This is a genomic window from Kluyvera sp. 142486, from assembly GCF_046569695.1.
Classification (GTDB): Bacteria; Pseudomonadota; Gammaproteobacteria; order Enterobacterales; family Enterobacteriaceae; genus Kluyvera.
Window position 1 is genome coordinate 77,633 of the sequence record NZ_JBKHUI010000015.1, and the last position, 25,103, is coordinate 102,735.

Genomic DNA, 25,103 nt, shown 5'->3' on the forward strand with positions numbered 1-25,103 from the left:
GAAAAAGGGGTTAGTGCGTTGCCGTTTGAGAACGGAAACGGGCAAAGATAAAGATGACGGCGAAGCAGATGGCGGGCACCAGCTCTGCGGTGGGGATATTGCCTGCGGCGTCGCTGACGAAGCCCATGACCGGCGTGACGATGCCGCCGCCGATGATGGTCATAACGATAAATGACGAGCCGTATTTGGTGTCCTGGCCTAAATTTTTGATACCCAGAGAGAAGATGGTTGGGTACTGAATTGACATGAATGCGCTACACAGCGTCAGCGCCAGCAGGCCGATATGGCCCCCGGTGAAGGCGGAGATCAGGCACAGCACCATGGCGAGCAGGGCATAGGCCGCCAGCACTTTATGCGGGGCGAAGCGGCTGATAAGCCAGGTGCCGGAGAAGCGGCCGATAAAGAAACAGACCATCGTGCCGGTCAGGTAGTTGGCGGCGAAGCCGGGCGTCATGCCGGGGATCTCTTCGATAGCGTAGCGGATCAGATAGCTCCAGCAGGCGGTTTGTGCACCGACATAGCAGAATTGCGCCAGCACCGCCCAGCGCCAGTGACGAATGCGCACCAGACGGGAGAGTGAAGCGGAGAATGAACTTTGGCTGCTGTCACTGTGATCGTCACTCTGTAATGCCGGGAATTTGGTCAGCATGATCAGCAGCGCCACGATTAAGACAATGGCGACAATAATCATGTAAGGCGTCTGCACCGATAGCACCAGGCTGTGTTTATAGGTGCTCAGCTGTTCAGGCGACATTTTATCGAGCACATCCTGAGATTGATGTGGCACGTTAGACAGAATAAGACTTTGCCCAAAGACAACCGCAATAATGGCCCCAAAAGAGTTAAATGTTTGCGCGAGATTAAGACGGAAGTGCCCGCCGCTCTCTGGCCCTAATACGGTAACGAAAGGGTTTGCCGCCGTCTCAAGGCAACCTAGCCCTGCGGCGATAATAAATAGGCCAATCAGAAATAATGTGTAATTCATTACTTCGGCAGCGGGCCAGAATAAAGCAGCGCCGATCGCATATAAGAATAATCCGGTTATAATGCCTGCTTTGTAACTTAATTTTTTCATCAGTATCCCGGCAGGGATAGGAATGACAAAGTAACCGAAATAGAAAGCGGATTGAATCAGCCCGGCCTGGAAGTTAGTGAGTGTAAATGCTTGCTGGAACTGTGGTAATAAAATGTCATTAAGATTATTAGCGACAGCCCAAAGAAAAAATAGTGAGCAAAGTAATGCGAAAGGAATGATGTAACGGCGGCTTTGTCCTGCATCCACCGCGCGAAAGCTCTGTGTTTGTATTGTCGTGTTGCCCATAACATCCTCGTTGATTCAGAAGCGTCAGAGTGTGGTCATTGCTGCTTTCAGACCCTAAATAGAAGAGTTCGCTACGCTTTCCTGTATTAATCTGGCTGGCGTTCAGGAATGAACTCATGAATGCATTTTCGAGTAAATGAAGGTGTTTAATATGATGGCGGTCACACTTAGCCATTAGAGGATTTTTTTATGTGATTGCTGTCACTTTAATTTATAAATAACGATGCCCGTTTGAGGTGAAAGTAAATTAAAACCCACAGCGATGATGACCGATTTAATTTATTGTTGCGGAAACGGTCATTTGTTAAGAGCAAAATGAAAGAAATGCCCGTTTCAATAAATATTGCTCATAGCGGTCATTTTTTAGGATGGCAATAACCCTGTGTAGATAGTTATCCGTATCGATTAGTTGACCATGGTCACAAATTAAAGTTGTCTGAATTCCTTTATAACTCTCCGGTATGAATATGGTGAACAAATACAAGCTTAATTCAACAGAATAACAACGCGGTTCTGTTGGCGTGTTTGAATCATCGAGAGAGGTAAAGAATGGAACGAAATATGTTGGCGCGGCAGATCATTGATACGTGTCTGGAAATGACCCGTCTGGGGCTGAATCAGGGCACCGCAGGTAACGTTAGCGTGCGCTATCAAGGTGGGATGTTGATTACGCCGACCGGGATCCCTTATGAGAAGTTGACCGAATCGCACATTGTTTATATTGATGCCGATGGCCAGCATGAAGAGGGGAAATTGCCCTCCAGCGAATGGCGTTTTCATATGGCGGCTTACCAGACACGCCCTGATGCACATGCGGTTGTCCATAACCATGCTGTCCACTGTACGGCCGTTGCAATACTCAACCGTCCTATCCCGGCTATTCATTACATGATTGCCGCAGCAGGGGGCAACTCTATTCCTTGTGCGCCCTATGCGACGTTCGGGACGCGCGAGCTATCCGAATTTGTGGCGGTCGCCCTTAAAAACCGTAAGGCGACGCTGTTGCAGCATCACGGGCTGATTGCCTGTGAAGAGAATCTGGAGAAAGCCCTGTGGCTGGCGCACGAGGTGGAGGTCCTGGCGCAGCTCTATCTCAGTACGCTGGCCATCGTCGACCCGGTTCCGGTGCTTGATGATGATGCGATAGCCATTGTGCTGGAAAAATTTAAAACCTACGGATTACGCATCGAAGAGTGATCGTGCAAAGCGAGAAGGAGACGGGCGATGGCGAACAGAATGATTTTGAACGAAACGGCGTGGTTTGGCCGGGGAGCAGTGGCTGCGCTAACGGATGAAGTGGTACGTCGTGGCTACCACAAAGCGTTGATTGTGACGGATAAGGTGTTAGTACAGTGCGGCGTGGTGGCGAAGGTGACCAGCAAAATGGACGCCGCAGGGCTCGCGTGGGAGATGTACGATGGCGTGATCCCGAATCCGACAATCCAGGTCGTGAAAGCGGGGTTGAAGGTGTTTGAGCAAAGTGGGGCCGACTATCTGGTCGCCATTGGCGGCGGCTCACCTCAGGACACCTGTAAAGCTATTGGCATTATCAGCAATAACCCGGAGTTTGCGGATGTGCGTAGCCTGGAAGGGCTATCGCCAACGCGCAGGCCAAGCGTTCCGGTGATGGCCATTCCAACGACGGCAGGCACGGCGGCGGAAGTGACCATTAACTATGTCATCACTGATGAAGAGAAGCGACGTAAGTTTGTCTGCGTCGACCCGCATGATATTCCGCAGGCGGCGTTTATTGATGCCGATATGATGGACGGCATGCCACCCGCGCTGAAAGCGGCGACCGGCGTTGACGCGCTGACGCATGCGATTGAAGGCTACATTACGCGCGGCGCATGGGCGTTGACGGATGCGCTGCACATTAAAGCGATTGAAATTATCGCGGGCGCATTGCGTGGTTCAGTGATGGGCGAACGTGAGGCCGGTGAAGCCATGGCGCTAGGGCAGTATGTCGCAGGGATGGGGTTTTCCAACGTGGGCCTGGGGCTGGTTCATGGAATGGCGCACCCGCTGGGGGCGTTTTATAACACGCCCCATGGCGTAGCGAATGCCATCCTGCTGCCGCATATTATGCGCTATAACGCCGAGCACACCGGCGAGAAGTTCCGTGATATTGCGCGCGCAATGGGTGAGAAAGTGGAAGCGCTGAGCCTGGAGCACGCGCGGGAGGCCGCTGTTGATGCGGTATTTGCGCTGAATCGTGATGTTGGTATTCCGCTGCATTTACGCGACGTCGGTGTGCGTAAAGAAGATATCCCGGCGCTGGCCCAGGCAGCCTTTGATGATGTATGCACGGGGGGGAACCCTCGTGAAGCGAGTGTGGCCGATATCGTCGAATTATATCAGATAGCGTGGTGATGTTGCCGGATGGCGCTGTGCTTATCCGGCCTACCCGTCTACAAACCCGTAGGCCGGATAAGGCGTTTACGCCGCCATCCGGCAACCAGGCTACCGTACCAACCGCAGCTGCTGTAAATTCCCATCAATATGCAAATCGGTCTTCAGTCGTGCGATATCGCGGCATAAAAATGCCATCTCCCGGTGCTCAACCAACTTCTTGCGCCATTTCTCCGGCACCTCATCCAGATGCTCATACAGCGCCTCCAGCGTCGGGAACTGTGTCAATAGCTGCGTGGCGCTCTTCGGGCCAATACCCGCCACACCCGGCACCTTCGAGCTGCTGATACCTGCCAGGCCCCAGTAGTCCGGCAGCTGATGTGGCTGGACGCCAAATTCGTTTTCGATAAACGGCACGTCGAGCCAGCGCTTCTGGAAATAGTCGCGAATGCGCAGATTTGGCGAGAGCAACTGGCAGTAGCCTTTATCGGTGGAGACGATGGTGGCCTGATGTCCCGCGCCAGCCACTTTCACCGCCAGCGTTGCCGCTAAATCGTCGGCTTCGTTCCCGCTGGATACCCAGCAGCGAACGCCGCGCAGTTCGAAAGCGTCACGCAGCGCGGGCATCTCGGCGTGGAGAGCGTCCGGCATCGGCGGGCGGCCCGCCTTGTAGTCAGGAAGACGCTGGTGTCGCCAGCCGCTGTTACGCGCCTCATCGTCAAACACCGCCACCGCGTGAGTCGGCTGGCTGTGGGCAATCAGCAGATCCAGCGCGTGCTGGCAGGTTTCCACACAGGGGGAACCCTGAACGGCATGAATACGGCGTATCAGGTTGAGTGCATCAACAATCAGCAAATGGACGGCCACAGGTGTTCTCCCTAACGATTCGAGCGGTAAGGGTAACATTCAGGGCACAGCGAGGCTATTGGCGGGGGATAAAACGGGAAGAGGCCTCGCAAAACTGCGCGAGGCCTCTGGGGGGGATGACGTTAGTCGCAGGCCACTACTTTCATTGCCAGGCCACCGCGAGAAGTTTCGCGATACTTGGCGTTCATGTCTTTACCGGTTTCGTACATGGTCTCGATAACCTTATCGAGGCAGACACGCGGCTCGCTGGTACGGCGCAGCGCCATACGCGCGGCGTTCACCGCTTTCACCGAAGCAATGGCGTTACGCTCGATGCACGGTACCTGAACCTGGCCGGCGACCGGGTCGCAGGTCAGACCGAGGTTATGCTCCATGCCGATTTCCGCGGCGATGCATACCTGCGCAGGGCTTGCGCCTAGCAGTTCTGCCAGACCGGCAGCCGCCATTGAGCAGGCCACGCCCACTTCACCCTGGCAGCCCACTTCAGCGCCGGAGATAGAGGCGTTCATCTTGTACAGTGAGCCAATCGCGCTTGCGACCAGCATGTAGCGCGCCAGCGAGTTAGCGTTTACTTCGCGGATGAACTTGTCGTAGTACGCCAGCACCGCAGGAACAATCCCGCAGGCGCCGTTGGTTGGCGCCGTCACTACGCGGCCGCCGGCGGCGTTTTCTTCGTTAACGGCCAGCGCGAACATGTTGATCCAGTCCACTACCGCCATTGGGTCGCTGCTGATTTTATCCTGGCTCACCAGCATGCGGCGCAGCGCTGCAGCGCGGCGCGGAACGCGTAGTTTACCCGGCAGGACGCCTTCAGTGGTGGTGCCGTGTTCAATACCGCCTTTCATCACGGCCCAGACGTCAGCGAAATGCTTTTCCAGCTCTTCTTTGCTGTGCAGCGCGAGTTCGTTTTTCATCATCAGGCCAGAGAGTGACAGCCCGGTTTCGTTGCAGTGACGCTGCAGATCGGCGGCATTTTTGTACGGGTAAGGTACGGCCACCGGCGCTTCAGTCTGCTGACCGAAGTGCTCTTCATCGACGATAAAGCCACCGCCGATGGAATAATAGGTTTTGCTGTAAACGGCGTTATCGCCCGCCAGTGCGGTGATACGCATGCCGTTTTCATGCAGGGAGAGGTTGTCGGCATGGAAGTTCATGCACTGGTCAACGGGGAACTCCACTTCGTGCTGACCGTTAGCAAGCATCAGGCGACCGTGGGTGTTCACATCCTGGATAAACGCCGGGATAGACTCGATATCGACCGTATCAGGCAGATTTCCTGCCAGACCCATAATGATGGCGATATCGGTATGGTGACCTTTACCGGTCAGAGAGAGTGAGCCGTAAACATCGACGACTACGCGAGTAATATCATTGAGGATCCCACGCGCAATCAAGTCGTCCGTGAACTGTTTGCCTGCTTTCATTGGCCCAACGGTGTGTGAGCTGGAAGGACCAATGCCGATTTTGAAGATATCGAATACGCTAATCATGAGGCGTCCCTATGGTATTGAAGTGCGCCGCCCTGGGGGCGGCGCAGGGTGATTAACTAAACAGAGAGTAGGAGATAGCGGAGATAGCGATGAGACCCATCAGGACAACGAAGACGTTGCTGATGTGACCGCTGTATTTACGCATTGCCGGTACTTTCTGGATAGCATACATCGGCATCAGGAACAGAATCATCGCGATGATTGGGCCGCCCAGGGTTTCGATCATGCCCAGGATGCTTGGGTTCATGGTTGCCACGATCCAGGTGGTAATCAGCATGAACAGCGCAGTGATTTTGTTCAGTTTGTTGATTTCGATGGTTTTGCCTTTGCTACGCAGAGACTTAATAACCATACCGTTAAAGCCTTCACGGGCGCCCAGGTAGTGGCCCAGGAAGGATTTGGTGATAGCGATAATCGCGATAATCGGTGCCATCCAGGCGATAACCGGCGCGTTAAAGTGGTTCGCCAGGTAAGACAGGATGGAGATGTTCTGCTCTTTTGCCGCCGCCAGGTCCGCTGGGGACAGGCTCAGTACGCAGCTGAAGACGAAGAACATAACGGTCAGCACCATCATTACGTGTGCACGAGCCAGAATGGAGGAGCATTTTTTCTCTGCGCCCTGGCCGTATTCTTCACGCTTCGCGACCGCGAAGGAGGAGATGATTGGTGAGTGGTTGAAGGAGAACACCATAACCGGGATTGCCAGCCACAGGGTCATCCACAGGCCGTTGCCGGTAGAGGCTGCGCTGCTGAAGGACAGTGTTTCCAGCGCCGCACCGCTCCACTGTGGGATCAAGTACAGAGCCAGTACCATCAGGGCTGCTACGAACGGGAACACCAGGATGCTCATCGCTTTAACAATCATCTGCTCACCGAAGCGAACGATGGTCATCATGCCGACGATCAGAATCAGCGACAGCAGCGCGCGCGGTGGCGGCGTGATGTGCAACTGGTGAGCCAGGAAGCTCTCAACGGTGTTGGTGATTGCCACGCTGTAAACCAGCAGGATTGGGTAGATAGCGAAGAAGTAGAGCAGGGTAATCAGTTTACCTGCGCCGATACCGAAGTGCTCTTCAACCACTTCTGTGATGTCTTCACCCGGGTTTTTACCGGACAGCACGAAGCGGGTCAGGCCGCGGTGTGCGAAGAAGGTCATCGGGAAAGCAAGGATAGCCATGATGATCAGCGGGATCATGCCACCAACGCCGGCGTTGATTGGCAGGAACAATACGCCTGCACCGATTGCAGTGCCGTAAAGACCCAGCATCCACATTGTATCTGTTTTGCGCCATCCGCTAGCAGATTCTGCTGTGACGATAGTGCTGGTTTGAGTGTTTTCCATCTGTATCTCCTGGAGGAAGGAAAATGCTAATTTTTTAGTCAAATAAAATAAAAAGAACGATAAAACCAATATTAAATTTTATAAGTATCGGCTTTTTTGTGATTTTTACCCGATACCGTTTTAGACGAGCGCAAATGTACATTTAACTGGTAAATGTATCAGTGATCATGATCGCAAATGTAATAATCCACTTTTAGTGTGGGCTATTGCAGGCGTTTTTACTGTAAATGCAATATATGCAGAAATTAATGGTCGCGAAGGCTACCATTCGCAGTATGTGTGGTAAATGGTAGAGGGGGTAAATACGATGTTTTTGCTGATAAAAATGGTGAAAATGGCGTTTTTTAGCGCTTAATCATAACTATTGCTAATAATATATGGTCGGATAACGTACGCAAACGATTGGCTATGAATGAATAGATGCAGTTAAGCGAGCGGTTTTGGGGGAAATTCCGGCGGAAAAGACCGCCGGAAGAGTAGTGAATTACGCTGAGGTCAGACTCAGGCGCAGATTTCGTAGCAGGGAATATAGGCGGAGCCGGGCAGTTTCATACGGTGCTGGGCCACGAAGCCCTGCAGCAGCTCGTCCATGCGGCGCATCATCTCTTTATCACCGTGGATCTTGTACGGCCCAAACTCTTCGATAGCGCGAATACCGACTTCCTTCACGTTACCCGCCACGATGCCAGAGAAGGCGCGGCGCAGGTCGGCGGCCAGAACTTCAACCGGCTGATCGGGATAGAGCTTCAGGCTCGCCATATTTTCGTGCGATGGCTCGAACGGCATTTGCAGGTCCGGCGCAATGCGAATCGACCAGTTAAAACTGTAGGCATCACCGGTATCGCGACGGTTCTCTTTCACCAGCGGCATTGCTTTCTTCATCTGGCGCGCCACTTCTACTTCATCATCAATGATGATTTTGTAATGACGGCGTGCGCCTTCGCCCAGCGTATGCACGACAAAATCGTCCAGCACGCGGAAGTAGTCGGCGCTCTCTTTCGGGCCGGTAAGAATAAGCGGCAGTACCTGGTCTTTGTTCGCCGGGTTCATCAGAATGCCCAGCAGATACAGCAGCTCTTCCGCCGTACCGACGCCACCCGGGAAGATAATGATGCCGTGGGCGATACGGACAAACGCTTCCAGACGTTTTTCGATATCCGGCATGATGATCAGTTCGTTCACCAGCGGGTTAGGCGGCTCAGCAGCAATAATCGATGGTTCGGTCATGCCGATAAAGCGGCCTTCTTTATAGCGCTGCTGCGCGTGACCCACCGCCGCGCCTTTCATCGGTGCTTCCATCGCGCCTGGGCCGCAGCCGGTGCAGATGTTTAGCTCGCGCAGACCAAGCTGGTTACCGACGCGGCGAGCGTACAGGTATTCGTTTTCATTAATAGAGTGGCCGCCCCAGCACACCACCATGTTCGGTGCTTCCCCGACGTGCAGCGCGCGGGCGTTACGCAGAATAGAGAAGACCAGGTTGGTAATGTGGGTTGAGCTTTCCAGATCGAGATTCGGAAAGCGGACGGTGTTATGGATTTGCCCGTAAACAAACAGAATATCGCGCAGCACGGCAAACAGGTTGGCCTGCAGCGAGCGGATGATCCGCCCATCAACGAAGGCATCTTCCGGGGGATTAATCAGTTCAAGCTTCACGCCGCGCTCGCGGCGCAGCACGTTGATGTCGAAGCTTTCAAAACGGGACAGCAGCTCTTTGCTGTTATCGGTCAGGCTGCCTGAGTTCAGTACGGCCAGGGAACAGTTGCGGAACAATTGATACAGGTCGCTGCTGGCCGTGCGTTTAAGCATGTCAACTTCCAGCTGCGACAACATATCCATTGAGCCAAGCGGGCTAATATGTGTAATCAAGTGAACTCCTTACGGGACGAAAATCGTCTTCCTTGCTGATTACAATAGCCTCGCTGGCCCGTTTACTACAACCTCAGCGCGGAACAAAGCGCGCAAAATTGAGATTTTGTTAAGCTTACTGACGTACCAGACGGCCGATGGCCGGAACAAATTCGCCGTTTGAGCGCCATGGGTTGATATCCAGACCGCCGCGACGGGTGTAGCGGGCGTAAACGCTCAGGCTCTCCGGCGCGCAGAAGCGCAGAATGTCATTGAAGATACGTTCGACGCACTGCTCGTGGAATTCGTTGTGATGACGGAAGGAAACCAGATAGCGCAGCAACTTCTCGCGGTCGATTTGCGGGCCGCGGTATTGGATCTGCACAGAGCCCCAGTCTGGCTGATGGGTAATCAGGCAGTTGGACTTCAGCAGATGGCTGACCAGCGTCTCCTGCACCACTTTTTGCCCGGCGGCACCGTCGAGATAGTCGGCGTTGAATTCGTAGCTCTCAATCTCGATATCCTGATTATCGATGCAGCTGCCGTGGAAATGGGCAATAGGCTGGCCTTCCAGCTCATCGATGCGATACAGCGCGACGGTCACCACGCCCTGTGCGCAGGCGCTCAGATCGCGCTCCAGCGTCTGCTGTACCGCTTCCCAGCTATCAAAGCGCGTCTGGTTGAAGCTGTTGAGGTACAGTTTGAAGCTTTTGGACTCCACCAGATTGACCGTCGCGTGGCTCAATTCGACGTGGCCAACGGCCACCTGTGGCAGCCCTTTGGCATTCAGCCAGGAGAGTTCATACAGCGTCCAGATATCCGCGCCGTGGAACGGCAGGGTATCAGCGTGCAGCCCCAGCGGGTCGCGGTTTAAGCTGCGCGGTACGCCCTGAAGCAGAGAGGCGTCATAGGTATCGCGATAATCTGTGGTTTTACCCAGGGTCAGGCCAGACAGCGCCTGGTGGTTCTCATAAGAAGACATGTTTCACCGTTACAAAGCAGGTACACTATTGTTTCTAGTGTATCTTAGCTAACCAGAAGAGAGAAATTCGTGGACCAGCAGACCGCAGACGCATTGCACGCTTTCACCCAACGCTATTGCGATGCCTGGCAGCGTGAGCACAACAGCCTGCCGCGCAGTGAGGAACTTTATGGCATTCCGTCCCCGTGCCAGGTCTCAACGACCGATGATGAGGTACTCTGGCAGCCTCAGCCGTTTGACGGCGAGCAGAATGTAAATGGCGTTGAACGCGCAATGGATATTGTGGTACAACAACCCATTCACACCTATTATACCACTCAGTATGCGGGTGATATGCACGCGATGTTCATGGGCGAAACCCTGACGCTGCTGCAGGTGTGGAGTCCCGACGATTTCCGTCGCGTGCAGGAAAACCTGATTGGTCACCTGGTCACGCAAAAGCGCCTGAAGCTTTCACCGACGCTTTTTATCGCCACGCTGGACAGCGAGCTGGACGTGATTTCCGTGTGCAACGTGACCGGTGAAGTGGTCAAAGAGACGCTCGGAACCCGTAATCGTCTGCCGCTTGCCTCCTCTCTTGCGAGTTTCCTGACTCAACTTGAGCCTCTCCTGTAAGACAGTTTGCCCATCACCTTGTGAGAGATCTCTTACACGCCTTGTGAGAGATCGCCAGAATATAAGTAAGACACTTATCCCATTTGCTTAGTTATTTTGTTGTATATCAATGAGATAAATTAATTTTGTGCGCTTAATCTCTCATATAAGCCTTAAGTGTTTGCCTGAGAGGCACTTGTAAGACGGGGCGGAATAGCGGATTCTATCTACGTCGACAGGGAGTCGCACAATGAAGTGAACATCAGGAGGATGACGCTTCATAGGACACACCGGGAAGGTGATTCAAGGAAAGGCTTCAGGATGAAGCAAGAGGATAACGCAGGTACGCGTTAAAGGACACCTCCAGGACGGAGAATGAGAGCCAGACAGGATATCTGGTGGATCAGGAAGATCAGGATACACTCAAGGATTGGGTGAAATCACATCGGGGTGGTGTGATGCAGGATGCAACCGTTTATGGATGAACATGGTCAGGAGACCACAGGAAAAGTTGTCACGGACGAGCAGGGAGCACCAAAAGTAGCTGGATTGCTGCGAAACGAACCGGGAGCACTGTTTTTACAGTGCTCCCTTTTTTTGTTTCCCGCCAACTAGTGATATCCTGCGCCCGATTTTGTTTCCTCTGAGGTTCCCATGACACGCCACGACAACTTACGCGACCAACTACTGCTTATTGAAACCCTGCTGCGTCAGCATGAACACTGGCAGGAGACGGCACCGCATGAGAGCGCATTTGCCAGCGACCAGCCGTTCTGTATGGATACGCTGGAGCCGTTAGAGTGGCTGCAATGGGTGCTGATTCCTCGCATGCACCAACTTCTCGACGGCGGCATGCCGCTGCCAACCGGTTTTGCTATCGCTCCCTATTATGAAATGGCGCTGGATGCTGCCCATCCGCTGCGCGCGATCATTCTGCCGCCGCTGGAGCAGCTGGACGCCTTCTTCGTGAGCGATGCGCACTGATGCTGGAAATCATTTACCAGGATGAGTGGCTGGTGGCGGTGAATAAGCCCTCCGGCTGGCTGGTTCACCGTAGCTGGCTCGACCGTGATGAAAAAGTGGTGGTGATGCAAACGGTGCGTGACCAGATTGGTCAGCACGTCTTCACCGCCCATCGCCTTGACCGCCCAACCTCAGGCGTACTGTTGATGGGGCTCTCCAGCGAAGCTGGCCGCCTGCTGTCGCAGCAGTTCGAACAGCACCAGATGCAGAAACGCTATCATGCCATCGTGCGCGGCTGGCTGACGGACGATGCGGTGCTCGATTACCCGCTGGTGGAAGAACTCGATAAAATCGCCGATAAGTTTGCTCGTGAAAATAAAGACCCGCAGCCGGCGGTAACCCACTATCGCGGTCTGGCGACGGTGGAAATGCCGGTCGCTACCGGGCGCTACCCGACCACCCGCTACGGGCTGGTGGAGCTGGAGCCGAAAACGGGTCGCAAGCATCAGTTGCGTCGCCATCTGGCGCATCTTCGTCACCCGATTCTTGGCGACAGCAAGCACGGCGACCTGCGTCAGAACCGCAGCGCCGCAGAGCATTTTGGCTGTCATCGCCTGATGCTGCACGCCAGCCAGCTCTCGTTAACCCACCCGTTTACCGGCGAGCCGCTGATCATTCGCGCCGGGCTGGATGATATCTGGATGCAGGCGCTATCACATTTCGGCTGGCGCGGGCTTCTCCCCGAGAATGAAAGGGTTGAGTTTGTTGCCGACTCCGGTCAGGATGAAGCTATCGAGAAGTAAACAGGGAGTTAAATCATGGCTGAAGTAGGGATTTTTGTCGGCACCATGTACGGCAATTCGCTGTTGGTGGCCGAGGAAGCGGAAACCATTCTGAGCGGTCTTGGCCATCAGGCTAAGGTGTTTGAAGACCCGATGGTCGCCGATTGGGAAAGCTATACCGGGAAGTACGTGCTGGTGGTGACCTCCACCACCGGGCAGGGCGATTTACCTGATAGCATCGTGCCGCTGTTTAACGATCTGCAGGATATGTATCAGCCTCACCTGCGCTACGGCATTATTGCGCTGGGAGATAGCACCTACGCTAATTTCTGCGGCGGCGGTAAGCGGTTCGACGACCTGTTGCAGGAACAGGGTGCACAGCGCATCGGCGAGATGCTGATGATCGATGCGTCTGAAGACCCGGAGCCGGAGAGCATCTCCAATCCGTGGGTAGAGCAGTGGGCAACGCTGCTGAAATAAACGCTCTTCTTAAGGCACCGGTACGATACTGTCGTACCGGCTGCTATTTGTACATTAGCCATATCATCTCATAATATCCCCTAATAAAATTGTGCATATGCACGATGAGCTACCGCTCGCCGCTTCCTATACTGCGTTAAGTCATCCCATCTTATGGATAGCGAGATATTCAATGCTATGCGCCGTTCTCGTTATCGCTATTGTTAACAAGGATTGAACCATGTCGATTCACACTTCCACGCCCGTAGTAACGTCTATGCAGGTCATCCCGGTTGCCGGACACGACAGCATGCTAATGAACCTGAGCGGGGCGCATGCACCGTTCTTTACTCGCAATATCGTGGTTATCAAAGATAACGCGGGTCATACGGGCGTAGGGGAGATCCCCGGCGGTGAGAAGATCCGCCTGACTCTTGAAGATGCGATTCCACTGGTGGTGGGGAAAACGTTGGGCGAGTACAAAAACGTACTGAACGCCGTGCGCAGTACCTTCGCCGACCGCGATGCTACCGGTCGTGGCCTGCAAACCTTTGACCTGCGTACCACTATTCACGTGGTGACCGGTATCGAAGCGGCGATGCTGGATCTATTAGGCCAATATTTGGACGTGAACGTGGCATCGCTGCTGGGGGAAGGCCAGCAGCGTAGTGAAGTTGAAATGTTGGGCTACCTGTTCTTTATCGGAAACCGCCATGTAACTCCGCTGCCGTATCAAAGCCAGCCGGACGAGAAATGTGACTGGTATCGGCTACGTCATGACGAAGCGATGACTCCGGATGCGGTGGTGCGTCTGGCAGAAGCGGCATATGAAAAGTATGGCTTCAACGATTTTAAGTTGAAAGGCGGCGTGCTGGCAGGTGAAGAGGAAGCGGAGTCTATCGTGGCGCTGGCAAAACGTTTCCCGCAGGCGCGTGTGACGCTTGACCCGAACGGGGCATGGTCGCTGGACGAAGCGATTAAGATTGGCAAATTCCTTAAGGGAACGCTCGCCTACGCCGAGGATCCGTGCGGGGCGGAGCAGGGCTTCTCCGGGCGCGAAGTGATGGCCGAATTCCGTCGTGCTACCGGACTGCCGACGGCGACCAACATGATTGCCACCGACTGGCGCCAGATGGGCCATACGCTGGCGTTGCAATCGGTGGATATTCCACTGGCGGACCCGCACTTCTGGACCATGCAGGGCTCGGTACGCGTGGCGCAGCTGTGCCATGAGTTCGGTCTGACCTGGGGCTCGCACTCCAATAACCACTTTGATATTTCGCTGGCGATGTTCACCCACGTGGCGGCTGCCGCACCGGGAAAAATTACGGCGATTGACACCCACTGGATCTGGCAGGAAGGTAATCAGCGCCTGACCAAAGAACCGTTTGAAATCAAAGGCGGTATGGTGCAGGTGCCGAACAAACCGGGTCTGGGCGTTGAGTTGGATATGGACCAGGTGATGCAGGCCAACGAGCTGTACAAAAAGCACGGCCTCGGCGCGCGCGATGATGCAATGGGAATGCAGTATCTGATCCCAAACTGGACGTTTGATAACAAACGTCCGTGTATGGTGCGCTAAGCTTACCGCCAACTCTGCTGGAGTACGCAGAACCCAACCGCAAACTCGCATAAGGACAGCCAATGAAGATTGTGATTGCCCCTGACTCCTACAAAGAAAGCCTGAGCGCGCTCGATGTTGCCTGTGCGATAGAGGATGGCTTTCGTGATGTGTTCCCCGATGCTGAATACTTCAAGCTACCCGTTGCCGATGGTGGCGAGGGGACGGTAGAAGCCATGGTGGCGGCAACGCAGGGGCGAGTGCTGGAGGTTGAAGTGACCGGCCCGTTGGGTTCTCCTGTGTCAGGCTTCTTAGGTATTTCCGGCGATGAGCAATGTGCGTTTATTGAAATGGCAGCGGCAAGCGGCCTGGAAAGCGTGCCTGTCGCAAAGCGTAATCCACTAAAAACCACCTCCTGGGGTACGGGAGAATTGATTCGGCACGCGCTGGATAGCGGCGTACGCCGTATTATTATCGGTCTTGGTGGTAGCGCGACCAATGATGGCGGCGCGGGCATGGTGCAGGCGCTGGGGGCAACGTTGTTAACGGTGGAAGGAAAGCCGATTCAGCCCGGTGGCGCAGGGTTGGCGGCGCTGGCACGTATTGATATCAGCGGGCTGGATAGCCGGCTGTCGCGCTGCCAGATTGATGTCGCCTGCGATGTCACCAACCCGTTAACCGGCGAAGAGGGGGCCTCAGCGGTGTTTGGGCCGCAAAAGGGGGCAACGCCGGAAATGGTTGCGGATCTTGATCGGGCGTTGACGCACTATGCAGCGTGTATTCAGCGGGATTTAGGCCACGACGTGCTGACGCTTGAGGGCGGCGGCGCGGCGGGGGGAATGGGGGCGGCGTTGTATGCTTTCTGCGGCGCAACGCTGCGACCGGGCATTGAGATTGTTACCGACGCGCTGCACCTTGATGCGCTGGTGGCGGATGCCAGTCTGGTGATTACCGGGGAAGGGCGTATGGATAGCCAGACCATTCACGGCAAAGTGCCGGTGGGCGTGGCTAAGGTGGCTAAACGCTACCAGGTTCCGGTGATTGGCATTGCCGGCAGCCTGACGCCGGACGTTGGCGTGGTACACCAGCACGGGATTGATGCGGTGTTCAGCGTGATGTATCGCATTTGCACGCTGGAGGAGGCGCTGTCGGAAGCGGGTGAGAACGTGCGAAAGGCGGCGCGGAATATTGCGGCCGCCATTAAATTAGGGCAAGAACTGTAGGCCGGATAAGGCATTTATGCCGCCATCCGGCAATGTGCGCCAATGCCTGATGGCGGTGTTGCCATATCAGGCCTACGAGACGGTAGCCCGGCCAAGCGAAGCGCCGCCGGGAACAGCACCTATCCCAACATCTTCCGGGTTTCCCGGGTCACATTATCCATCTCATCTAACAGCTCCAGCAGTTCCGGTTCCAGCTCTTCCGCCGCCGTGCCGCTGCGCAGCTGGCTCTCAATCAGATGACACAAATGCTTGAGACGCGGAACGCCGCTGTAGCCGCAGCTACCGTGCAGTTTATGAATGGTATCGACCAGATTTTCCGGCTGCTCGCCAACCAGCTGTTCTTCCACTTTGTTACGCACTTCCGGCAAGAAGGCTATCAGCATCTGCAACATCTCGCGCGCCAGGTCAGGCTTATAGGCGGCCTGACGCAGTGCCAACTGCCAGTCCAGCGTCGCGTTGAGGTCGACCGGTGGTTCAATCGGGTCGGCGTGAATCGGGCGAGGCACCACATTCACCCCAGGCTTATAGCGCAGCAGTAAATCGTGCAGCCGGTTCTCTTCAATCGGCTTCGCCAGATAGTCGTTCATACCGGCGGTCAACAGCTTCTCACGCTGCCCGGCAAGGGCGTGAGCGGTGACGGCAATCACCGGCGTTTGCTGCTGGTGCGGAAGCTGGCGTATCAGCTCGCAGGCGCGAATGCCGTCGATGTCCGGCATCTGAATATCCATCAGAATCAGATCGAACTTCATCTGCTTGGCGCACTCAACGGCCTGGTGCCCGCTTTCGCACAGCTCTACGTGCTGCACCTGATCGTCTAACAGCGCGCCAATCAGCTTCAGGTTGGCCGGGTTATCGTCCACTGCCATGACCGTCATCGGCAGGCGATGTTCGGTATGTGGAACGGCAATCTGAGAAGAGGTGCTGAGGCTAAACTCCAGCAACACCGGCATTAATCGGGTAATGGTCAGCGGCTTCAACAGACAGGCTGATGCCCCGTCTTTTTTCAGCGCTTCTGCGTCGACCTGCGCGTGGCACGGCAGTGCCAGCACCAGATGGTCGGTCATCTTCAGCGCCATGCTCAGCTTGTCGCGGTGAATACTCAGGTCGCGAACGGAGACCGGCACGGCAACCAGCAGAATGTCGTAAAACTCAGCCGGGAGCGCGGCAATGCTGACGGCGTAGACCACCTCCAGCGGCGTAGAAGCGAGCATATCCAGCGTGGCCTGCGCCGCGGCGGCGTTAGCCTCCACGTAGGCAATGCGCTTGCCCTTCAAGCTGCTGGTATCCGGGCCATCGGCAATCACGTTCGGGTTCAGATCGAGGTTGATGTTAAACCAGAAAGTGGAACCACGATTTGGCTGGCTGTGGAAGGAGATATCACCGCCCATCTCGCGCACCAGTTTCTGGGTGATAACCAGCCCCAGCCCGGTGCCACCGTGGCGGCGGGAGATGCTGGCATCCGCCTGACGGAAGGCCTGGAACAGACGAGATTGATCGCGCTCTGGAATACCAATCCCGGTATCGCGGATCTGCACTTCAATCTGCACCTTGTTATTGCTGACGGCACGCTGCTCAACCAGCACGTCGATATTACCGTTTTCGGTAAACTTGATGGCGTTCCCCACCAGGTTAGTGATCACCTGCTGCAGGCGCAGCGGGTCGCCGATAACGTTATCCGGCACGTCGTTCTTAATATTGAGCGTCAGCTCAAGCCCTTTATCGTGGGCTGAGTGCGCCAGCAGGGTGACCACTTCATCAAGAGCGTTACGCAGCGGGAAGGGAATGCTTTCCAGCAGCAGCTTACCGGCTTCCAGCTTCGAAAAGTCGAGCACATCGTTGATGATGGCCAGCAGGTTGTTGGCAGAACGCTCGATGGTGTTGAGGTGGTCGCGCTGGGTTGGGTTCAGCTCGGTTTTGAGCGTCAGGCGGGTAAAGCCGATAACCCCGTTAAGCGGCGTACGTAGCTCGTGCGACATGTTGGCAAGGAACTCGGACTTGATACGCGCGGCTTCCTGCGCGCGCTTTTTCGCCAGATCCAGCTCCACGTTCTGGATCTCCATCTGCTCCAGCGTTTCCCGCAGATCCGAGGTAGCCTGGTCGACGTTATGCTGCATCTCCTCATGATAGGCAGCGAGCGACATGGCCATCGAGTTGATGCCGTTTTTCAGCATATCCAGCTCGCCGAGCATAAAGCCTTCAACGCGGCTATCGAGCTGCCCTCGGCGGATGCGGTCAACGGTATTCACCATGTTGCGAATTGGCCCCGTAACGTCCTGCATCAGCCGCCAGCCGAAGATCAGCGCAATGCCGATACAGAACAGCATCATCACGCTGGAGATGAAAATCTCTTTGTACTGCTGGAGCCTCACCGATTTAAGATCCAGCTCCAGCGCGACGTAGCCCAACATGTTGATCGGCGTTTTGGCATCCGACTGCGGCGACTCGTCCGGCGAGTAGTGCTCGGAGATAATCGGCGTGCGCAGAATCATGATATCGCCAAGCCGCGTGACGCTTAGCCTTCGGGGAAATGCCGTGCCGCGCGGCAGTTGCAGTTCACTTGGGTCCAGTTGATAGTTAGAGGTGACGAACAGTTTGTTATGCTCATCGTAAACGGAAATGGCGCGCACAATATCGGAATGACGGCGATGCAATACGCTGATCAATTGGCCGATCGACTCGCGATTTTGCAAATTCATACCATATTCACTGGAGACGGCGAGCGGTTCAATAATGCTGGCACCGGCGTCTTCCAGCTGACGCTGCAGGTCGTTATAGCGGTGTACGACGAAGAAGATACTGAGCAATAAACCGATGAGTACGGTTGGCGCCAGGATCAAAATCATCATTCTTGCACGCAGGCTGTAGTTGGTCATGGAGGTCCGTTGTGGGAGAATCAGGGCAATATTTTTGATTGAGAACAATCTCTACGATGGCGCAATTCTACTCTGCAAAACGGCGCGTGACGACGCGCCAGATCATAACCGTGACAGTCAGCAGTCTTGATCCCTTCGGGCAAGGTGTCGCGCGCCACAAAGGTAAAGCATTATTTATCAATGGGTTATTGCCAGATGAAAGCGCGGAAGTGACCCTGACGGAAGATAAAAAACAGTACGCGCGCGGGCAGGTAAAACGCCGTCTGACCACCAGTTCTGAACGTGAAACGCCGCGCTGCCCGCATTTTGGCGTCTGCGGCGGTTGCCAGCAGCAGCATGCTGCCGTTGCACTACAACAGCGCAGCAAGCGCGAGGCGCTGAACCGGTTAATGAAGCACGACGTCGATGAAGTTATCTCAGGCGAACCCTGGGGATATCGCCGTCGGGCGCGGCTGAGCGTGAATTATCAGCCTAAAACCCAAACATTGCAGATGGGTTTTCGCAAAGCGAATTCGAACGATATTGTCGACGTGGTGCAGTGCCCCGTTTTGGTGCCCAATCTTGAGGCGCTGCTGCCCGCCGTGCGGGAATGTCTGGCGAGCCTGAAGGGAAAACGTCAGCTTGGGCACGTTGAACTAGTTAGTGCCGACAACGGTCCACTAATGGTACTGCGCCATACGGCGGCACTCTCTGATGAAGATAAAGAAAAACTGGAACGCTTTTCGCATTCTTCCGGCATTGCGCTTTATCTGGCGCCGGAAAGCGAGATACTTGAACGCGTGACCGGCGAAGAACCCTGGTATTCGTCAGACGGGCTACGCTTAACCTTCAGCCCGCGCGATTTTATTCAGGTAAACGACGGCGTGAATCAGCAGATGGTTGCAACGGCGTTGTCGTGGCTCGATGTACAGTCAACCGACCGTGTACTGGATCTGTTCTGCGGAATGGGGAACTTTACCCTGCCGCTGGCCACCCGCGCACAAAGCGTCGTCGGCGTTGAAGGTGTCCCGGCGCTGGTGGCGAAAGGGCGGGAAAACGCCGCGCTGAACCACCTGGAGAATGTCACCTTCTTCCACGAAAATCTGGAAGAAGATGTCACGCTTCAGGCGTGGGCGAAACATGGTTTTGACAAGGTTTTACTCGATCCTGCCCGTGCTGGCGCACCGGGCGTGATGCAGCATGTTATAAAATTAGCGCCAACGCGGGTGGTGTACGTTTCCTGTAACCCGGCGACGCTGGCGCGCGATAGCGAGGCGTTGCTGAATGCGGGGTACCAAATTCAGCGTATGGCAATGCTTGATATGTTCCCGCACACTGGGCACCAGGAATCTATGGTGCTGTTTGAGCGTAGGTAATAACGGTGGCTTGTCGACTTCGACAGGCCGGTCCCTGAAAGGAGAGGACAATGGTTGCGGTAAGAAGTGCACATCTCAATAAAGCTGGTGAATTTGACCCACAGAAATGGATCGCAAGTCTGGGAATTTCCAGCCAGCAGTCGTGTGAACGCTTAGCCGAGACCTGGGATTATTGTCGCCGCCAAACCGTGGGACATGATGACGCCGAACTGATGCTGTGGCGAGGCGTAGAGATGGTCGAAATCCTCTCCACGCTGAGTATGGATAACGACACGCTGAGAGCCGCGCTGCTGTTTCCATTAGTCGACGCTAACGTTGTCAGTGAAGAAGTGCTGAGCGAAAGTGCCGGTCAATCCGTCGTGACCCTGATTCACGGCGTGCGCGACATGGCGGCAATTCGCCAACTGAAAGCCACCCATACCGATGCGGTCTCATCTGAGCAGGTGGATAACGTCCGCCGCATGCTGCTGGCGATGGTGGATGATTTCCGCTGTGTGGTTATCAAGCTTGCCGAGCGTATTGCCCACCTGCGCGAAGTGAAGGATGCGCCGGAAGATGAACGCGTGCTGGCGGCTAAAGAATGTACCAACATCTATGCGCCACTGGCTAACCGCTTAGGCATCGGTCAGCTCAAATGGGAGCTGGAAGATTACTGCTTCCGCTATCTGCACCCGGCTGAATACAAGCGCATCGCGAAGCTGCTGCACGAGCGTCGTATTGACCGTGAGCACTACATTTCCGATTTTGTCGGCCACCTGCGCAGCGAAATGAAGACCGAAGGCGTGAAGGCTGAAGTGTACGGCCGCCCGAAACACATCTACAGCATCTGGCGCAAAATGCAGAAAAAACACCTCGCCTTTGACGAGCTGTTTGACGTGCGCGCGGTGCGTATCGTCGCGGAGCGTTTACAGGACTGCTACGCCGCGCTGGGGATAGTGCACACTCACTATCGCCACCTACCAGATGAGTTCGACGACTACGTTGCAAACCCGAAACCGAACGGCTACCAGTCCATCCATACGGTGGTATTAGGCCCAGGCGGTAAAACGGTTGAAATCCAGATTCGTACCAAGCAGATGCACGAAGACGCTGAGCTGGGCGTTGCCGCGCACTGGAAATACAAAGAGGGTCCTGGCGCGGCGAGCGGCCCACGTTCCGGCCACGAAGACCGTATCGCCTGGCTGCGTAAGCTGATTGCGTGGCAGGAAGAGATGGCCGACTCCGGTGAAATGCTCGACGAAGTGCGCAGCCAGGTCTTCGACGACCGTGTGTATGTGTTTACGCCAAAAGGCGACGTGGTGGACCTCCCGGCAGGCTCTACGCCGCTGGACTTCGCCTACCACATTCACAGCGACGTCGGCCACCGCTGCATCGGCGCCAAGATTGGCGGGCGTATCGTGCCGTTCACCTATCAACTGCAGATGGGTGACCAGATTGAAATCATCACCCAGAAACAGCCGAACCCGAGCCGTGACTGGTTGAACCCGAATCTTGGTTATGTGACGACCAGCCGCGGACGTTCGAAAATCCACGCCTGGTTCCGTAAACAGGATAAAGACAAGAACGTGCTGGCCGGGCGGCAGATCCTCGACGACGAGCTGGAGCATCTGGGCATCAGCCTCAAGGAAGCCGAGAAGCACCTGCTGCCGCGCTACAACTTTAACGATGTGGAAGAGCTGCTGGCGGCCATCGGCGGCGGAGATATTCGCCTCAACCAGATGGTGAATTTCCTGCAGGCGCAGTTCAATAAGCCGAGCGCCGCCGAGCAGGATGCCGCCGCACTGAAACAGCTTCAGCAGAAGACGTATACGCCGCAGAACCGCAGCAAAGATAACGGCCGCGTAGTGGTAGAAGGTGTCGGCAATCTGATGCATCACATTGCACGCTGCTGCCAGCCTATTCCTGGCGACGAGATTGTTGGCTTTATCACCCAGGGGCGCGGGATTTCCGTGCACCGGGCGGACTGCGAACAGCTGGCGGAGCTGCAGTCGCACGCGCCGGAACGTATCGTTGACGCCGTATGGGGCGAAAGCTACTCGGCAGGCTACTCGCTGGTGGTGCGCGTTCAGGCCAACGATCGCAGCGGCCTGCTGCGCGATATCACCACCATTCTCGCCAACGAGAAGGTGAACGTGCTGGGCGTGGCCAGCCGTAGCGACACCAAGCAGCAGATGGCGACTATCGACATGACCATCGAAATCTACAACCTGCAGGTGCTGGGCCGCGTGCTTGGCAAACTGAACCAGGTGCCGGATGTGATCGACGCTCGTCGACTGCACGGCGGTTAATTCGCTTGTAGGCCGGATAAGGCGAAGGTGCCATCCGGCAATTTCACAACGCCGGATGGCGGCATAAACGCCTTATCCGGCCTACCCATTTTTAAATTTCCAGGATCTCCACATGACTCAAATCGACCGACTGCTCGGCATCATGCAGCGCCTGCGCGACCCGGAAAACGGCTGCCCGTGGGATAAAGAGCAGACGTTCAGCTCCATCGCGCCCTACACGCTGGAAGAAACCTACGAAGTGCTCGACGCGATTGCGCGCGAAGACTTTGACGACCTGCGCGGTGAGTTGGGCGACCTGTTGTTCCAGGTGGTGTTTTACGCGCAGATGGCCCAGGAAGAGGGGCGTTTCGATTTCAACGATATTTGCGCCGCTATCAGCGACAAGCTGGAGCGCCGCCACCCGCACATTTTCGGCGACGCCAGCGCGGAAAACAGCCAGGAAGTGTTGACCCGCTGGGAGAAAATCAAAACCGCTGAACGGGCTGAAAAAGCGCAGCACTCTGCGCTGGACGATATCCCACGCGCCTTCCCGGCGCTGATGCGGGCGCACAAAATCCAGAAACGCTGCTCGGCGGTGGGTTTTGACTGGACCACGCTTGGCCCGGTGCTCGATAAAGTTTACGAAGAGATCGACGAAGTGATGGACGAAGCCAGGCAGGCGGTGGTCGACGAAGCTAAACTGGAAGAGGAGGTGGGCGACCTGCTGTTTGCCACCGTTAACCTGTCTCGCCATTTAGGGGTAAAAGCCGAGACCGCATTGCAGAAGGCGAACGAAAAATTTGAGCGCCGTTTCCGCGAAGTTGAGCGGATTGTCGCCGCGCGTGGCCTGGAAATGACCGGCGTGGATCTGGATGTGATGGAAGAAGTTTGGCAGCAGGTAAAACGGCAGGAATCTGATCTCTAAAGAATTTTTGTGGGAAAGGGCGAAAAGTGCGAAATCTTAAATGACAAGCGCTTGATTTGCGTCAAAAACTTTTACCCCAAAGGGGCTATTTTCTCACTCCCCATGTTTGTTTCTGCGGCGATTGAGGAGCGAGAATGAAAGTTTGTGGCGCTCGCCATGTTCGGGTATACTACTTTCCCGTCTTGGTTATTCCATCGTTTCACCCTAACTTCTCAGGTCCAGCATGACAACGAACTATATTTTTGTGACCGGCGGGGTCGTATCCTCTCTGGGTAAAGGCATTGCCGCAGCATCCCTGGCAGCCATTCTTGAAGCCCGTGGCCTCAACGTGACCATGATGAAACTGGATCCGTATATTAACGTCGATCCTGGCACCATGAGCCCGATCCAACACGGGGAAGTGTTCGTTACCGAAGACGGCGCTGAAACCGACCTGGACCTGGGTCACTATGAGCGCTTCATTCGCACCAAAATGACTCGCCGCAACAACTTCACTACCGGCCGTATCTACTCAGATGTCCTGCGCAAAGAGCGCCGTGGCGACTATCTGGGCGCAACCGTGCAGGTTATCCCACACATCACTAACGCTATTAAAGAACGCGTCCTCGCCGGTGGCGAAGGTCATGATGTGGTGCTGGTTGAAATCGGCGGTACCGTCGGTGATATCGAATCCCTGCCATTCCTGGAAGCAATTCGCCAGCTGGCCGTGGATATCGGTCGTGAAAACGCGCTGTTCATGCACCTGACTCTGGTGCCATATATGGCAGCCGCCGGCGAAGTCAAAACCAAACCGACTCAGCACTCCGTGAAAGAGCTGCTGTCCATCGGTATTCAGCCAGATATTCTGATCTGTCGTTCCGATCGCGCGGTTCCGGCCAACGAACGTGCAAAAATTGCATTGTTCTGTAACGTGCCAGAAAAAGCCGTTATTTCAATGAAAGACGTCGATTCCATTTATAAAATTCCAGGCCTGTTGAAATCTCAGGGGCTGGATGATTATATTTGTAAACGATTCAGCTTGAACTGTCCGGAAGCAAACCTGGCCGAATGGGAACAGGTTATCTTCGAAGAAGCGAACCCGGCAGGCGAAGTCACGATTGGTATGGTCGGCAAGTACATTGAACTGCCAGATGCCTATAAATCGGTGATTGAAGCGCTGAAACACGGTGGCCTGAAAAACCGCGTAACCGTCAACATCAAGCTGATTGATTCGCAGGATGTGGAAACGCGCGGCGTCGAAATTCTGAAAGATTTGGATGCTATCCTGATCCCTGGCGGCTTCGGCTACCGTGGTGTTGAAGGTAAAATCGCTACCGCACGCTATGCGCGTGAAAACAAAATTCCTTATCTGGGCATCTGCCTGGGTATGCAGGTTGCGCTGATCGAATTCGCGCGTAACGTTGCAGGCATGGAAAACGCCAACTCTACGGAATTTGTGCCAGACTGTAAGTACCCGGTTGTGGCGCTCATTACCGAATGGCGTGATGAAGATGGCAATGTCGAAGTTCGTACTGAAAAGAGCGATCTCGGCGGCACAATGCGCCTTGGCGCACAGCAGTGCCAGCTTAGCGATGACAGCCTGGTCCGCCAGATGTACGGCGAGCCAACTATCGTTGAGCGTCACCGTCACCGCTATGAAGTCAACAACATGTTGTTGAAACCGATTGAAGCTGCAGGTCTGCGCGTTGCGGGCCGTTCCGGGGATGATCAGTTGGTCGAGATCATCGAAGTTCCGAATCACCCGTGGTTCGTTGCTTGTCAGTTCCATCCGGAGTTTACTTCCACGCCGCGTGATGGGCACCCGCTGTTTGCTGGCTTCGTGAAAGCCGCGAGCGAGTACCAGAAGCGTCAGAAGTAAGAAAAGTTAGAACGGCAACGCCCCACGAGGGGCGTTGTTTGTCT

Annotated in this window: 19 protein-coding genes and 1 pseudogene; 13 read left to right on the top strand and 7 right to left on the bottom strand. The window is 55.1% G+C overall.

The window, feature by feature from the left end:
• Positions 1-10: 10 nt before the first annotated feature.
• Positions 11-1,321, bottom strand: a complete 1,311-nt coding sequence (fucP, locus tag ACLGE8_RS16730; RefSeq protein ID WP_410999998.1) for an L-fucose:H+ symporter permease — start codon at positions 1,319-1,321, stop codon at positions 11-13.
• Between the two features lie 549 nt (positions 1,322-1,870).
• Between fucP and fucA the strand changes: the two genes are divergently transcribed.
• From fucA to ACLGE8_RS16745, 3 genes and pseudogenes are all read left to right on the top strand, one after another.
• Positions 1,871-2,518, top strand: a complete 648-nt coding sequence (gene fucA, locus ACLGE8_RS16735; protein WP_410999999.1) for an L-fuculose-phosphate aldolase — start codon at positions 1,871-1,873, stop codon at positions 2,516-2,518.
• 27 nt (positions 2,519-2,545) lie between these two features.
• Complete coding sequence (gene fucO, locus ACLGE8_RS16740; protein ID WP_411000000.1) at positions 2,546-3,694, top strand: lactaldehyde reductase; 1,149 nt, start codon at positions 2,546-2,548, stop codon at positions 3,692-3,694.
• Positions 3,694-3,777 (top strand): annotated as a pseudogene (locus ACLGE8_RS16745) (hypothetical protein); the annotation flags it as partial. The gene fucO and the pseudogene ACLGE8_RS16745, both read left to right, overlap by 1 nt.
• Before the next feature lie 7 nt (positions 3,778-3,784).
• On the opposite strand, the gene xni reads toward ACLGE8_RS16745, so the two are convergent.
• The 5 genes from xni to queF form a co-directional block, all read right to left on the bottom strand.
• The gene (gene xni / locus ACLGE8_RS16750) at positions 3,785-4,540 is read right to left on the bottom strand and encodes a flap endonuclease Xni (protein ID WP_411000001.1); all 756 of its coding nucleotides are present in this window, start codon (positions 4,538-4,540) and stop codon (positions 3,785-3,787) included.
• Positions 4,541-4,662: 122 nt separating this feature from the next.
• On the bottom strand, positions 4,663-6,030 hold the full coding sequence (locus ACLGE8_RS16755; RefSeq protein ID WP_220439944.1) for an L-serine ammonia-lyase: 1,368 nt from the start codon (positions 6,028-6,030) through the stop codon (positions 4,663-4,665).
• Positions 6,031-6,082: 52 nt separating this feature from the next.
• A complete protein-coding gene (locus ACLGE8_RS16760; protein WP_185667989.1) occupies positions 6,083-7,372 on the bottom strand; it encodes an HAAAP family serine/threonine permease in 1,290 nt (429 codons plus the stop codon).
• Positions 7,373-7,873: 501 nt separating this feature from the next.
• The gene (ppnN, locus tag ACLGE8_RS16765; RefSeq protein ID WP_411000002.1) at positions 7,874-9,238 is read right to left on the bottom strand and encodes a nucleotide 5'-monophosphate nucleosidase PpnN; all 1,365 of its coding nucleotides are present in this window, start codon (positions 9,236-9,238) and stop codon (positions 7,874-7,876) included.
• A gap of 115 nt (positions 9,239-9,353) precedes the next feature.
• On the bottom strand, positions 9,354-10,199 hold the full coding sequence (gene queF, locus ACLGE8_RS16770; protein ID WP_411000003.1) for an NADPH-dependent 7-cyano-7-deazaguanine reductase QueF: 846 nt from the start codon (positions 10,197-10,199) through the stop codon (positions 9,354-9,356).
• Positions 10,200-10,268: 69 nt separating this feature from the next.
• On the opposite strand from queF, the gene syd reads away from it, so the two are divergent.
• The 6 genes from syd to ACLGE8_RS16800 all read left to right on the top strand — a co-directional run bounded on the left by syd (position 10,269) and on the right by ACLGE8_RS16800 (position 15,781).
• Entirely contained in the window at positions 10,269-10,814 is a 546-nt protein-coding gene (syd, locus tag ACLGE8_RS16775; RefSeq protein WP_411000004.1) for a SecY-interacting protein, read from the top strand.
• A 633-nt stretch (positions 10,815-11,447) separates the two neighbouring features.
• Entirely contained in the window at positions 11,448-11,777 is a 330-nt protein-coding gene (locus ACLGE8_RS16780; RefSeq protein WP_411000005.1) for a YqcC family protein, read from the top strand.
• Positions 11,777-12,559 carry a tRNA pseudouridine(65) synthase TruC gene (gene truC / locus ACLGE8_RS16785; protein WP_411000006.1) on the top strand — a complete coding sequence of 261 codons (783 nt, stop codon included), beginning with the start codon at positions 11,777-11,779 and terminating at the stop codon, positions 12,557-12,559. Before ACLGE8_RS16780 ends, truC begins: the two co-directional genes overlap by 1 nt.
• A 15-nt stretch (positions 12,560-12,574) precedes the next feature.
• A complete protein-coding gene (locus ACLGE8_RS16790; RefSeq protein WP_411000007.1) occupies positions 12,575-13,018 on the top strand; it encodes a flavodoxin in 444 nt (147 codons plus the stop codon).
• A gap of 220 nt (positions 13,019-13,238) precedes the next feature.
• Complete coding sequence (gene gudD / locus ACLGE8_RS16795) at positions 13,239-14,579, top strand: glucarate dehydratase (protein ID WP_411000008.1); 1,341 nt, start codon at positions 13,239-13,241, stop codon at positions 14,577-14,579.
• A 62-nt stretch (positions 14,580-14,641) separates the two neighbouring features.
• Entirely contained in the window at positions 14,642-15,781 is a 1,140-nt protein-coding gene (locus ACLGE8_RS16800; RefSeq protein WP_411000009.1) for a glycerate kinase, read from the top strand.
• Positions 15,782-15,900: 119 nt separating this feature from the next.
• On the opposite strand, the gene barA is transcribed toward ACLGE8_RS16800, so the two are convergent.
• Positions 15,901-18,654, bottom strand: a complete 2,754-nt coding sequence (barA, locus tag ACLGE8_RS16805) for a two-component sensor histidine kinase BarA (RefSeq protein ID WP_411000010.1) — start codon at positions 18,652-18,654, stop codon at positions 15,901-15,903.
• A gap of 56 nt (positions 18,655-18,710) precedes the next feature.
• On the opposite strand from barA, the gene rlmD reads away from it, so the two are divergent.
• The 4 genes from rlmD (at position 18,711) to pyrG (ending at position 25,059) form a co-directional block, all read left to right on the top strand.
• Positions 18,711-20,009, top strand: a complete 1,299-nt coding sequence (gene rlmD, locus ACLGE8_RS16810) for a 23S rRNA (uracil(1939)-C(5))-methyltransferase RlmD (RefSeq protein WP_411000011.1) — start codon at positions 18,711-18,713, stop codon at positions 20,007-20,009.
• A gap of 50 nt (positions 20,010-20,059) precedes the next feature.
• Positions 20,060-22,297: a GTP diphosphokinase gene (gene relA / locus ACLGE8_RS16815; protein WP_395596175.1), complete on the top strand. Its 2,238-nt coding sequence runs from the start codon at positions 20,060-20,062 to the stop codon at positions 22,295-22,297.
• Between the two features lie 112 nt (positions 22,298-22,409).
• Positions 22,410-23,201: a nucleoside triphosphate pyrophosphohydrolase gene (gene mazG, locus ACLGE8_RS16820; RefSeq protein WP_411000012.1), complete on the top strand. Its 792-nt coding sequence runs from the start codon at positions 22,410-22,412 to the stop codon at positions 23,199-23,201.
• 223 nt (positions 23,202-23,424) lie between these two features.
• Entirely contained in the window at positions 23,425-25,059 is a 1,635-nt protein-coding gene (pyrG, locus tag ACLGE8_RS16825) for a glutamine hydrolyzing CTP synthase (RefSeq protein ID WP_035892851.1), read from the top strand.
• The last annotated feature ends 44 nt before the right edge of the window (positions 25,060-25,103 follow it).

Coding starts and splice junctions, on each gene's coding strand:
- fucP (WP_410999998.1), bottom strand. CDS start 1,321: ATGGGCAACACGACAATACAAACACAGAGCTTTCGCGCGGTGGATGCA.
- fucA (WP_410999999.1), top strand. CDS start 1,871: ATGGAACGAAATATGTTGGCGCGGCAGATCATTGATACGTGTCTGGAA.
- fucO (WP_411000000.1), top strand. CDS start 2,546: ATGGCGAACAGAATGATTTTGAACGAAACGGCGTGGTTTGGCCGGGGA.
- ACLGE8_RS16755 (WP_220439944.1), bottom strand. CDS start 6,030: ATGATTAGCGTATTCGATATCTTCAAAATCGGCATTGGTCCTTCCAGC.
- ACLGE8_RS16760 (WP_185667989.1), bottom strand. CDS start 7,372: ATGGAAAACACTCAAACCAGCACTATCGTCACAGCAGAATCTGCTAGC.
- queF (WP_411000003.1), bottom strand. CDS start 10,199: ATGTCTTCTTATGAGAACCACCAGGCGCTGTCTGGCCTGACCCTGGGT.
- ACLGE8_RS16780 (WP_411000005.1), top strand. CDS start 11,448: ATGACACGCCACGACAACTTACGCGACCAACTACTGCTTATTGAAACC.
- truC (WP_411000006.1), top strand. CDS start 11,777: ATGCTGGAAATCATTTACCAGGATGAGTGGCTGGTGGCGGTGAATAAG.
- ACLGE8_RS16790 (WP_411000007.1), top strand. CDS start 12,575: ATGGCTGAAGTAGGGATTTTTGTCGGCACCATGTACGGCAATTCGCTG.
- gudD (WP_411000008.1), top strand. CDS start 13,239: ATGTCGATTCACACTTCCACGCCCGTAGTAACGTCTATGCAGGTCATC.
- ACLGE8_RS16800 (WP_411000009.1), top strand. CDS start 14,642: ATGAAGATTGTGATTGCCCCTGACTCCTACAAAGAAAGCCTGAGCGCG.
- barA (WP_411000010.1), bottom strand. CDS start 18,654: ATGACCAACTACAGCCTGCGTGCAAGAATGATGATTTTGATCCTGGCG.
- rlmD (WP_411000011.1), top strand. CDS start 18,711: ATGGCGCAATTCTACTCTGCAAAACGGCGCGTGACGACGCGCCAGATC.
- relA (WP_395596175.1), top strand. CDS start 20,060: ATGGTTGCGGTAAGAAGTGCACATCTCAATAAAGCTGGTGAATTTGAC.
- mazG (WP_411000012.1), top strand. CDS start 22,410: ATGACTCAAATCGACCGACTGCTCGGCATCATGCAGCGCCTGCGCGAC.
- pyrG (WP_035892851.1), top strand. CDS start 23,425: ATGACAACGAACTATATTTTTGTGACCGGCGGGGTCGTATCCTCTCTG.